This window comes from Paracoccus sp. (in: a-proteobacteria) (assembly GCF_035556475.1).
In the GTDB taxonomy this organism is placed as follows: domain Bacteria; phylum Pseudomonadota; class Alphaproteobacteria; order Rhodobacterales; family Rhodobacteraceae; genus Paracoccus.
This window is the reverse complement of the sequence record NZ_DATMFA010000129.1, coordinates 1-10,147: the sequence shown is the minus strand read 5'-3', so window position 1 is coordinate 10,147 and position 10,147 is coordinate 1. Positions and strand designations below refer to the sequence as shown.

Sequence of the window (10,147 nt, the reverse complement as noted above, 5' to 3'; positions counted from 1 at the left end):
CGACGACGCCGTCCACTGCCTCGATCGGGGTTTTCAGCACTGCTTGGCGGAAGGGGTTGTGGGTGCGGTCAAACTCCATGATCGGCTCGACCGGGTTCACGCGCACCGGGTCCGGGGTCTGGGCCGCCATGAACTGCAGCGCGGCGGCGATATGGACACCGGTTCCCCAGACATGGGGCACGATGCGGACCCCGTGAAGCGAGGCGATGGCTGCGATCTTCATGGCCTCGGACAGCCCGCCGCAGCCCGCGATATCGGGTTGCAGGATATCGACGGCGCGGGACTGGATCGCGGGCCACATGCCCCAGCGCGTGTGCCAAGTCTCGCCACCCGCGACCGGGATCGGCTGGCCGGCCCGCACCTCGGCATAGGCCGAGAGTTGTTCGGGAACCACCGGCTCCTCGAACCAGTCGATGTCATATTCGGCGGCGGCGCGGCCGACCTTGACCGCCTCGGCCACGGTATAGCCGTGGTTCGCGTCGATCATCAGCCGCATGTCCGGCCCGATCGCCTCGCGCACGGCGGCGATGACGCGCAGATCCTCGGCGGGATCGAAGCCGATCTTGATCTTGCAGGCATGAAAGCCCTCGGCCCGGCGCTGCGCCATCTCGGTCGCGTTATCCTCGACCCGGTCCACGCCGTCGCGCTTGAAGCTGCCGGTGGCATAGGCGCGGACGCGGTCGCGCCAGCGCCCGCCCAGCAGGGTCGAGACGGAGACGCCCAGCGCCTTGCCCTTGATGTCCCACAGCGCCATGTCGATCCCGGAAAGCGCCGTGACCGCCAGACCGCGCTGCCCCTGATCGCGCAGCGCGTTGTAGAGGGTTGCCCAACGCCGCTCGGTCGCGAGCGCGTCCTGGCCGATCAGCCAGGGCACATAGGCAGCGACCACCGCGGCATTCGGGCGTGCCGGGCCAAGGCATTCGCCCCAGCCCAGCGTGCCGTCATCGCACTCGACCTCGACCAGAACATGCGCCCGGCGGTCGAACCGCATCGACGCACTCTCGAAAGGCACGTCCAACCGGTGTTCCAGCAGGTGAGTGCGAATGGCGGCAATTTTCATCAGGCGGCGGCCTTGCGCTGATAGGGTTCGATCAGGGCGGCCATCATGTCCATCTCCTCGCCCGACAGATCGACCAGCGGAGAACGGACCGGCCCGGCGGCAAAGCCCTGCAGGCGGACGCCAGCCTTGATCGCCGAAACCGCATAGCCCTTGGAGCGGTTGCGGATCGCCATGAACGGATAGAAGAAATCGTTCAGGATCCGCTCGCAATTCGCGCGCTCACCGGCGCGGAGGGACTTGTAGAACTCATTCGCCAGCGCCGGGACGAAGTTGAACACGGCCGAGGAATAGGTGGTGAAGCCCGCACCAAGATAGGCTTCGGCGAAAAGCTCGGCCGTGGGCATCCCGCCCAGATAGGTCAGGCGGTCGCCCATCTTCGCCGTCACCTGACGGACAAGGCCGATATCGCCGGTGCCGTCCTTGAAGCCGACGAGGTTGGGGCATTCGTCGCAGAGCCGGGCGAGGGTGTCGGCCTGAAGGACCGCGTTGTCGCGGTTATAGACCATGACCCCGAAGCCGACCGACTGGCAGACCTTCTTCACATGGGCATAGAGCCCCTCTTGCGGCGCGTCGATCAGGTAATGCGGCAGCAGCAGGATGCCATCGGCGCCGGCCTTTTCGACCGAGCGCGCGATCTCGACCGCCATTTCGGTGCCATAGCCGCAGCCCGAGACGATCGAGGTCTTGCCGGCGACTTCCTTCGCAGCCGAGACGATCTCCGGGATCTCGCGCGGCGCGAGCGAGAAGAACTCCCCCGTGCCGCCAGCGGCGAACAGCACCGGCGCGTTATAGCCAGCCAGCCATTCCACATGGGCGCGATAGCTGTCGCCGGCGAATTTACCCTCGGCATCGAAATGCGTGACCGGGAAGGAAAGCAGGCCGGAGCCGAGGGTGACCTTGAGCTGTTCGGGCGTCATGAGAGATTCCTCTGATTAGGTTCTTGTCATGGATATGACAGCTCTTTGCAAGCTGTCAATAACTTATCATATAAGTTGTGTGATAAGTTACCGCGCGAGCCAGCCGCCATCCACATTCAGCACTGCGCCATGCACATAGGCGGCGGCGGGCGAGCAGAGATAGACCGCCGTTCCCGCAATATCCTCGGCCCTGCCCCAGCGCCCCGCAGGGATGCGGTCAAGGATGGCGCGGCTGCGATCGGGGTCGTTTCTCAGCGCCTCGGTATTGTTGGTGACGATATAGCCCGGCGCGATGGCATTGACGTTGATGCCCTTCGCCGCCCATTCATTCGCCATCAGCTTGGTCAACCCGGCCACGCCATGCTTGCTGGCGGTATAGGAGGGAACCCGGATGCCGCCCTGAAAGCTGAGCAGCGAGGCGATGTTGACGATGCTGCCGGGCTTACCCTGCCCCAGAAGCTCCCTCGCGAAAGACTGGCAGGTGAAGAACAAGGCCTTCAGGTTGACGTCCATGACATCGTCCCAGTCAGCCTCGCTGAAATCGACCGCATCGGCGCGGCGGATGATCCCGGCATTGTTGATCAGGATGTCAAAGCCCTGCCCCGCGAAGATGTCCTTCGCAGCCATCGGATCGGCGAAGTCGATCAGCAGCTCGCTGCCATTGCCCCCTGCCGCAGCAATCTGCGACAGGGTTTCCTCGGTGCTGCGACGGGCGGCGCAGACGACTTCGGCCCCGGCCTGCGCAAGCCCCACGGCAATTGCCTGCCCAAGCCCGGTATTGGCGCCCGTGACCAGCGCCTTGCGTCCTTCCAGCGAAAACGGGCTCAACGCAGATCCTCCGGTTGGATGAAGTCCATGTCGGTATAGTCGACATTGTCGCCGGCCATCGCCCAGATGAAGGTATAGGAGCCGATGCCCGCGCCCGAATGGATCGACCACGGCGGCGAGATCGCCCCCTCTTCATTGCCGATGAACAGGTGGCGGGTTTCCTGCGGCTCACCCATCAGGTGCAGGACGCGCGATTGCGGCTCCATCCCGAAGTAGAGATAGGCCTCCATCCGGCGGTCGTGGATATGGCTCGGGATGGTGTTCCAGACCGAACCGTCCTCAAGCCGGGTATAGCCCAGCACCAGCTGGCAGCTTTCCATGACCAGCGGATGGATGAACTGGTTGATGGTCCGTTTGTTCGAGGTCTCGGTCGCGCCGAGCTTCACTTCCTTGCTGTCGGCAAGGCGGATCAGCCGGTTCGGATAAGTATGATGCGCCGGGCAGGAGGTGATGTAGAACCGCCCCTGCCCCGCGAAGGTCACAGCACCCGCGCCCTTGCCCAGATACAGCACGTCGCCACGCTCGAGCGTCCAGCTTTCGCCGCCGGCCTCGACCGTGCCGGTCTCGCCCACGTTGACGATGCCCATCTCGCGGCGATCGAGGAAATTCGGGGTCTTGGTCTCATCGACCTGATCGAGGGTGAGGCTGCCCCCGGCCGGAACGGCGGCGCCCATCACGAAGCGGTCGTAATGGGTATAGATCAGCCGGATCTCGCCCTCGCGGAACATGTCCTGAGCGAGGAAGTTGCGGCGCAGGGCGGAGGTGTCCATGGCCTTTGCATGTTCGGGGTGAACGGCTTGGCGGGTCTCGACGGTGAGCATCCGAATCCTCTCTGACTGTTATATCATATAGGTTGACAGTTCTTGTATTATATGTTGTCTACGTCAAGGTCCAGCGGATGTGGACATGATGCGGCACCCGGCCAGCAGAAGCCTTGGCGCATGGCCTGCCGGTCCGGTTCCGTCCGCGGCAACGACATCTAGCAGAGGGCTTTCATGCTCAAGCGACTTCTGATCACCGGCGCGGCGGGCGGCCTTGGCCGCGCCCTGACCCCGCGGCTTCGCGATTTTGCCGAAACCCTGCGCCTGTCGGATATCGCGCCGATCCCGGACAGCCTGCCCGGAGACGAGGTCGTGGAATGCGATCTTGCCGATACCGCGGCGGTCGATGCGCTGGTCGCGGGCTGCGACGGCATCCTGCATCTGGGCGGCATCTCGGTCGAGAGGCCGTTTGGCCCGATCCTCGACGCCAATATTCTCGGCCTCTACAACCTTTACGAGGCCGCGCGCGCGCATGGCCAGCCGCGCATCCTGTTCGCCAGCTCGAACCACACGATCGGCTTCTATCCGCAGACCGAACGGCTGGGGCCGGACGTGCCCTTCCGGCCCGACAGCCTCTATGGCGTTTCGAAGGTCTTTGGCGAGGCGCTGGCGCGGATGTATTTCGAGAAATTCGGGCAAGAGACCGCGCTAGTCCGCATCGGCTCCTGCACGCCCGAACCGGAGAACCACCGGATGCTGGCAAGCTGGTTCTCGCATGACGATTTCCTGTCGCTGATCCGTGCGGTCTTTACCGTGCCCCAGCTTGGCTGCCCGGTGATCTGGGGCGCCTCGGCCAATGATGCCGGCTGGTGGGACAACAGCCATCTCGGCTGGCTGGGCTGGACGCCCAAGGACAATGCCGAGGCCTATCGCGCCAAGATCGACGCGAGCCAGCCGCGACCGCCCGCCGATGCGGCGGTGATGAAATATCAGGGCGGCATCTTCACCCAGCTCCCGATCTACAAGGACGGCGAAAGCTGAAAAGGGAACGAAGGGCTTCTCTCGGCGACAGGACGGGGTTATCCGGTCCAGAACATGGCGGACAACGAATGAGCCCAAGGATGAAATCTGAAGACGGCCTAACGCAGCCCGGCGCCACCCTCGTCGTGACGGTGCGGGACGAATTGCGCCGCCAGATTCAGGCCGGCGACTATAAGGCCGGGGATCGGCTGCCATCCGAATCCCGGCTGACGCAGGATTTCGGCGTCAGCCGCACCGTGATCCGCGAGGCGATTGCCGCACTCCGCGCCGACGGGATCGTCGAGCCGAAGCAGGGCGCCGGGGTCTTCGTCCTTGCCGCCGTCGAGGCAACGCCGCAGTTCCGCGACGTCGACACGGCCCGCGTCTCCTCGATCATCGAGATCCTCGAGCTGCGCACCGCGCTCGAAGGGGATGCGGCGGCGCTTGCCGCGCTGCGCCATTCGCCCGCGCAGGAGGAGGAGATCATCGAGGCGTTCCAGCGCCTGACCGAACTTGCCCGCGACGACCTGCCCACGGCCGAGGCCGATTTCGCCTTTCACATGGCGATTGCGCAGGCCACGAACAATCCGCGCTTCAGTGAGATGCTGAACCTGATCGGCATTGCCATGATCCCCCGCCGCGTCCTGAGCCGCGAGGGGGAGGCCGCGACGCCGCCCGATTATACCAAGGTGCTGGAGCAGGAGCATGGCGCGATCCTCGCCGCGATCCAGAACGCGGACCCCGACGAGGCGCGCCGCGCCATGCGCACGCATCTGAAAAACAGCCAGTCCCGCTATCGCGAGCAGTTGCGGCTGGCGCGGATGCAGGGCTGATCCGCAATGGCGGGGGCGGACGCACCGCCCCTAGCCCGGTTTCCGGCTCAGGCCGGGCTATGCAGCCTGCGCGTCACCAAAAGGCCGCCCTTCGGCGCGTTCAGCGCCTTTGCCAGCCCGAGAACGGCGAGGTCGGCCAGCGGCTCGACCACCACGACCAGCATATAGGCGGCACCGAAGCTGAGGATCGAGGCGAGGTTTTCGCCCCCGACGCCCTGCCCGTAAAGCGCCCAGAACGCGACCCACAGCACCACGCCGCCCTGATAGGCGGTCGAGAGAGCAAGCGCCTGACGATATTTCAGATCGACATAAGCCGTGCCGGGCGGAATGATCCGCGCGGCCAGCGCCTGAAGCGCGAATAGTGGGAAAAGCAGCGTCGAGACGTTCATTCCGTATTGCGGCAGGTCGAAGGGCGCGAAGAACAGCCCTTGCACCAGCAACCCGGCCACAAGCCCGATCGCCGCTGGCGCCGCCCCGAAGATCAGGAAGATGGTCGAGCCGAGGATCAGGTGCACCTCGGACACGCCGACCGGATGATGCGGCAGCACCTCGAAAAAGGCAAAGACGGCCGCCGTCGCCAGCACGGAACGCAGGGCAAGCGACACCGCTCCCTGCGCGCGGACGGCCTCGGCCGCGAGTTTCAGCGTATAGACGCCCGCCGCTGCCGCTGTGGCATAGCTCAAAAGGATCTTGGCCCCGCTGACGAGGCCCGGTTCGATATGCATGTCGTTCTCCCTTGCCGTCATCCCCGACGGCAGTTGCGATGATGCATGAGGTCGGTCTCCTGACTCGCGGGTCGCGGCCTTGCCGGGCCTTCCCGTGGCGTCTGGCCACAGTGGCGCTTCCGGTTCGGCTCGCCGCTCACAGTCGCGGGGGCGGTCGGATTGGGGAAATCTCCCCCTCCTGTTCCCGTGTCGGTCCGCTTCGCGGCCGACACCTCGTGCAGGGGCTGTTCTTGGGCATTGGCCGGGGCCGGTCAAGCCGCAATTCCGCGACGCCGGAACAAATCGGGCGAGCGCGGCGTTTTGACAGGCCCGTCTCCAGTCCCGGTTCGGATCGCCATGCACCTTCTCTGCCGACATCGCCGGACCTCCTCCATCCCGGCGGCGCAAGCATGAGCGCGCTCGCGCTCTGGTGGAGCGCGCCGGGACAGGCCGAGATCCGGCCCGCCGAAACCGGCGCGGGCCTGCTGGTCGAGACGCTGTTTTCCGGGATCAGCCGCGGCACCGAGCGGCTGGTCAGCGAGGGGCGCGTCCCGGTGGACGAAATGGCGCGGATGCGCGCGCCGTTTCAGGAGGGCGAGTTCGCATTCCCGGTGAAATACGGCTATTCGGCGGTGGGGCGCGTGGCGGATGGCAGCATGGCTGGACGGACGGTCTTTGCCCTCTTTCCGCATCAGAACCGGTTCCGGCTGCCAAGCGCGCAGCTTTTCCCTTTGCCCGAAGCGATCCCGCCTGCCCGCGCCGTTCTGGCGGCTAATATGGAAACCGCGCTCAACATCCTGTGGGACAGCCGCGCGGGGGCCGGAGACCGCATCGCCATTTTCGGCGCGGGGCTGGTCGGGCTGCTGCTGGGCAGCCTCGCCGCCCGCCTTCCGGGGGCGGAGGTCACGCTGGTCGATCCCCTGCCAGAGCGGGGCGAGATGGCCCGGCAACTGGGCTGCGGCTTTGCTTTACCGGCCGAAGCACCGATAGATCAGGACGTGGTCATCCATTGCAGCGGCGCGCCGGACGGGATTGCCGATGCGCTGGCCGCGGCCGGAAGCGGCGCGACCGTGGCCGAGGCAAGCTGGCACGGCGACCATCAGGTGACCCTGCCCCTTGGCGGCGCCTTCCACAGCCGCCGCCTGCGCATTATCAGCTCGCAGGTCGGCGGCCTTCCGGCCGAGCGCGCCCCGCGCTGGAGCCATACCCGCAGGCTAGCCAAGGCCATCGACCTGCTGGCCGATCCCCGCCTCGATCTGCTGATCTCGGGCGAAACCGCCTTCGGGCAGATGCCCGAGGCCTTTCCCGCCATTCTCGCCGACCCCGCCACCCTCTGCCACCGCATCCGGTATTGAAGGAGAAGCCATGTTCGCCGTCGAAGTCCGCGACCACATCATGATCGCCCATTCGCTGCCCGATCCGGTCTTTGGCCCGGCCCAGTCCATGCATGGCGCGACCTATACCGTGGATGCGGCCTTCCATGCGGAAAGCCTCGATGATACCGGCCTTGTCGTGGATATGGGCCGCGCGGGCCATGCGCTCGCCGCCGCGCTGGAGCCGCTGCGGTACAAGAACCTCGACGAGATGCCCCAGTTCGAGGGCAAGTTCACCACGACCGAGTTTCTGGCCCAGGTCATCTTCGACCACCTCGCCGCCTCGATCCGGGCGGGGGAACTGGGCGATCAGGGGCGGATCACCCGGCTGCGGATCACGCTTCAGGAAAGCCATCTCGCCTGCGCCTGGTACGAGGCCGCGATCTGAGATGGGTTTCCCGGCCACATGGCTTCATTTGCGCGAACCGGCCGACCGGCTGTCGCGCGATGCCGGGCTGATGCGGGCGGCGGCAGAGGCCGCAGGCCCCTACCCGGTCGTGGCGGATCTGGGCTGCGGCACCGGCGCGACGATGCGCGCCATGGCCCCGGATATGCCCCCCGATGCGCAATGGCGGCTGATCGACCGCGACCCGGACCTGCTGGCGCGGATCGCGCCCAAGGCGGCCGTCACGCGCCATGAGGTCGATCTGGCCGATCTGAACCACCTGCCGCTCTCGGGGGCAAGCCTTGTCACCGCCTCGGCGCTCTTGGACCTGATGCCCGCCGATTGGGCCGCAGAACTGGCGCGGCAACTCGGGCCATGCCCGTTCTATGCGGCGCTGACCTATGACGGAACGATGGAATGGCAACCGCCGCTGGCCGCCGATGCCGACGTCACTCTTGCCTTCAACGCCCATCAGCGGGGCGACAAGGGCCTTGGCCCGGCCATGGGCCCCGATGCCCCCGCCCTCACCACCCGGATCTTCGAGGCGGCGGGTTACGACGTCCAGCTTGCCCCGAGTCCCTGGCATCTTGGCCCCCGCGAAGCCGATTTGCAGCGGGCATTGCTGGAGGGCATTGCCACCGCCGCCGATGAGGCGGGCTGCGAGGGGACGCGCGAATGGCTGGCGGCGCGAATTTCCGCAATCCCCGAGGCAAGGTGCAGGATCGGCCATGCCGATCTGCTGGCGCGACCTCGCGGGGCGCGATGAGATACGGAGGAGAGACATGGAGCAGGTAGAAGTCACGTCCCGCATCTGGCAGCGCATCCTTGCCTCCCGCAGCGGGGGCGAGGGGCCCGGAAACGGCCATCTCTCCCGCCCCGAGGAAGCGGCGCTGCGCCTCTACGGGACCATCGCGCGTCCGGGTCGCGCACCCTTGACGGTGGCGCAGATCGGGCAATCCCTCGACGGCAGGATCGCCACCGCCTCGGGCGATGCGCGCGATGTCTCGGGGCCGGATGGGCTGGCGCATCTGCATCGCCTTCGCGCGCTGGTCGACGGGGTGGTGATCGGGGTCCGCACCGCGCTCCATGACAATCCCCGCCTGACGGTGCGCCTTTGCGCGGGAAGGGATCCCGCCCGCATCGTCATCGACCCGCAGGGACGGCTGCCGGACGATGCCACCCCGCTGCGCGACGACGGCATCCGCCGCATCGTGGTGCAGGGAACTGACCGCCCCCGCGCCAAGGGGGTCGAGGTCATCCGTCTTGCCCCCCGCGCGGGATGGATCGCCCCCGCCGCGATCCTCGCCGCCCTGCGCGCCGAGGGGTTCGGCAACCTGCTGGTCGAGGGCGGCAGCCGCACCATCGCGGGCTTCCTCGAGGCCGGGCTGATCGACCGCCTGATGGTCACCATCGCGCCGGTGATCATCGGCGCCGGTCCGCAAGGCCTGACGACACGCAGCCCGATCGACACGCTGGCCCAGGCGATGCGCCCACGAACCGGGATCTTTGCATTGGGCAGCGACATCCTCTTTGACTGCGCGCTCGGCCCGGTCGGGCAGCAAGTGGTCCAGCCCGTTGTCCCGCCACGCGCGGCGAGTTTGATCTGACGTGGCGAGACGGGATCCAGCTGGCCGCCTTGGTCCGCAATGACGGTCCTGTTTTCCTGAGGCTGTAAGAATGGCACGCTGTTCCTTGATTTCTCTGCGGGAAATCAGATGCGCCTGCGACTCTTCGGCGTGTTTTCCGTCACGCCCCAGACGCAGGAGTCGGACTGGGCCTATATCGCCAATATCTACGCTTCGGTTCCGGGTCTCGACGTCATGCTCGGCCTCTCGACCTCCTGAACAGGAAGGGAACGCTTTCAGAAGAGGGTATCACTCCGATCTCAGAACATGTCGACATGATTCGCGCTCTGATTGATCGTGGCATCATGTGCTCTATCTGCTCGAAGAACGATTTCCAGCAAGGCAAGGACGCCCTCGAGAAGCTCGGAATTTGGGATCTGTTCGTATTCCCGCACATCGCATGGTCCGCGAAAGGTCAGGCCATCGCTCAGATGATCGATGAGATGGGGCTGCGCGACGAAAATGTGCTGTTCCTGGACGATAACCATCTGAACCTCGAGGAAGCGGTCTTTTTCAGCAAGAATCTGATGGTGGTGGATGCGTCCAAGGGCGACTTGACCGAGCTTATGAAGCCGGACAGTTCCGGAAACGCCTGCAGCCTTGGTGTTTTCGGTGGAAACGACGCTTTGGCACTCAATCCG

The 10,147-nt window shown here is 65.9% G+C and carries 13 protein-coding genes and 1 riboswitch; of the genes, 8 read left to right on the top strand and 5 right to left on the bottom strand.

The window, feature by feature from the left end; translation table 11 throughout:
• The 4 genes from VNQ78_RS18485 to kduI form a co-directional block, all read right to left on the bottom strand.
• A partial coding sequence (locus VNQ78_RS18485) for a mandelate racemase/muconate lactonizing enzyme family protein (RefSeq protein ID WP_325692553.1) occupies positions 1-1,060 on the bottom strand: 1,060 nt, incomplete at its 3' end.
• Positions 1,060-1,977 (bottom strand): 5-dehydro-4-deoxyglucarate dehydratase, encoded by a 918-nt coding sequence (gene kdgD, locus VNQ78_RS18480; protein ID WP_325692551.1) that lies wholly within the window; start codon positions 1,975-1,977, stop codon positions 1,060-1,062. The genes kdgD and VNQ78_RS18485, both read right to left, overlap by 1 nt.
• Positions 1,978-2,064: 87 nt before the next feature.
• Entirely contained in the window at positions 2,065-2,805 is a 741-nt protein-coding gene (gene kduD, locus VNQ78_RS18475) for a 2-dehydro-3-deoxy-D-gluconate 5-dehydrogenase KduD (RefSeq protein ID WP_325692549.1), read from the bottom strand.
• Positions 2,802-3,626, bottom strand: coding sequence for a 5-dehydro-4-deoxy-D-glucuronate isomerase (gene kduI, locus VNQ78_RS18470; RefSeq protein ID WP_325692547.1), 825 nt, complete (start codon positions 3,624-3,626; stop codon positions 2,802-2,804). The genes kduD and kduI overlap by 4 nt, the downstream gene beginning before the upstream one ends.
• Positions 3,627-3,800: 174 nt before the next feature.
• Between kduI and VNQ78_RS18465 the strand changes: the two genes are divergently transcribed.
• Together VNQ78_RS18465 and VNQ78_RS18460 are read left to right on the top strand one after the other, a co-directional pair.
• Positions 3,801-4,607, top strand: coding sequence for an NAD(P)-dependent oxidoreductase (locus VNQ78_RS18465; RefSeq protein ID WP_325692545.1), 807 nt, complete (start codon positions 3,801-3,803; stop codon positions 4,605-4,607).
• Between the two features lie 80 nt (positions 4,608-4,687).
• Positions 4,688-5,419: a FadR/GntR family transcriptional regulator gene (locus VNQ78_RS18460; protein WP_325692543.1), complete on the top strand. Its 732-nt coding sequence runs from the start codon at positions 4,688-4,690 to the stop codon at positions 5,417-5,419.
• A 47-nt stretch (positions 5,420-5,466) separates the two neighbouring features.
• Here the strand turns inward: VNQ78_RS18460 and VNQ78_RS18455 are convergent, their stop codons facing one another.
• On the bottom strand, positions 5,467-6,144 hold the full coding sequence (locus VNQ78_RS18455) for an energy-coupling factor ABC transporter permease (RefSeq protein ID WP_325692541.1): 678 nt from the start codon (positions 6,142-6,144) through the stop codon (positions 5,467-5,469).
• Positions 6,145-6,176: 32 nt separating this feature from the next.
• A riboswitch (cobalamin riboswitch) is annotated at positions 6,177-6,375 on the bottom strand.
• Between the two features lie 158 nt (positions 6,376-6,533).
• Here VNQ78_RS18455 and VNQ78_RS18450 point away from each other — a divergent pair.
• The 6 genes from VNQ78_RS18450 to VNQ78_RS18425 form a co-directional block, all read left to right on the top strand.
• The gene (locus VNQ78_RS18450; protein WP_325692539.1) at positions 6,534-7,478 is read left to right on the top strand and encodes a zinc-binding alcohol dehydrogenase; all 945 of its coding nucleotides are present in this window, start codon (positions 6,534-6,536) and stop codon (positions 7,476-7,478) included.
• Between the two features lie 10 nt (positions 7,479-7,488).
• Positions 7,489-7,884 (top strand): 6-carboxytetrahydropterin synthase, encoded by a 396-nt coding sequence (locus VNQ78_RS18445; protein WP_325692537.1) that lies wholly within the window; start codon positions 7,489-7,491, stop codon positions 7,882-7,884.
• Between the two features lies 1 nt (position 7,885).
• A complete protein-coding gene (locus VNQ78_RS18440) occupies positions 7,886-8,647 on the top strand; it encodes a class I SAM-dependent methyltransferase (RefSeq protein WP_325692535.1) in 762 nt (253 codons plus the stop codon).
• Positions 8,648-8,663: 16 nt separating this feature from the next.
• Entirely contained in the window at positions 8,664-9,488 is an 825-nt protein-coding gene (locus VNQ78_RS18435; protein ID WP_325692533.1) for a RibD family protein, read from the top strand.
• A 108-nt stretch (positions 9,489-9,596) separates the two neighbouring features.
• The gene (locus tag VNQ78_RS18430; protein WP_325692531.1) at positions 9,597-9,725 is read left to right on the top strand and encodes a hypothetical protein; all 129 of its coding nucleotides are present in this window, start codon (positions 9,597-9,599) and stop codon (positions 9,723-9,725) included.
• A gap of 56 nt (positions 9,726-9,781) precedes the next feature.
• Positions 9,782-10,147 (top strand): hypothetical protein (locus tag VNQ78_RS18425; RefSeq protein WP_325692529.1); only part of this gene is annotated, 366 nt, incomplete at its 3' end.

Excerpts from the sequence above, each read along its gene's own strand:
- VNQ78_RS18465 (WP_325692545.1), top strand. The coding sequence starts at position 3,801 with ATGCTCAAGCGACTTCTGATCACCGGCGCGGCGGGCGGCCTTGGCCGC.
- VNQ78_RS18445 (WP_325692537.1), top strand. The coding sequence starts at position 7,489 with ATGTTCGCCGTCGAAGTCCGCGACCACATCATGATCGCCCATTCGCTG.
- VNQ78_RS18440 (WP_325692535.1), top strand. The coding sequence starts at position 7,886 with ATGGGTTTCCCGGCCACATGGCTTCATTTGCGCGAACCGGCCGACCGG.
- kduI (WP_325692547.1), bottom strand. The coding sequence starts at position 3,626 with ATGCTCACCGTCGAGACCCGCCAAGCCGTTCACCCCGAACATGCAAAG.
- VNQ78_RS18430 (WP_325692531.1), top strand. The coding sequence starts at position 9,597 with ATGCGCCTGCGACTCTTCGGCGTGTTTTCCGTCACGCCCCAGACGCAG.
- VNQ78_RS18460 (WP_325692543.1), top strand. The coding sequence starts at position 4,688 with ATGAAATCTGAAGACGGCCTAACGCAGCCCGGCGCCACCCTCGTCGTG.
- kdgD (WP_325692551.1), bottom strand. The coding sequence starts at position 1,977 with ATGACGCCCGAACAGCTCAAGGTCACCCTCGGCTCCGGCCTGCTTTCC.
- VNQ78_RS18450 (WP_325692539.1), top strand. The coding sequence starts at position 6,534 with ATGAGCGCGCTCGCGCTCTGGTGGAGCGCGCCGGGACAGGCCGAGATC.
- VNQ78_RS18455 (WP_325692541.1), bottom strand. The coding sequence starts at position 6,144 with ATGCATATCGAACCGGGCCTCGTCAGCGGGGCCAAGATCCTTTTGAGC.
- VNQ78_RS18435 (WP_325692533.1), top strand. The coding sequence starts at position 8,664 with ATGGAGCAGGTAGAAGTCACGTCCCGCATCTGGCAGCGCATCCTTGCC.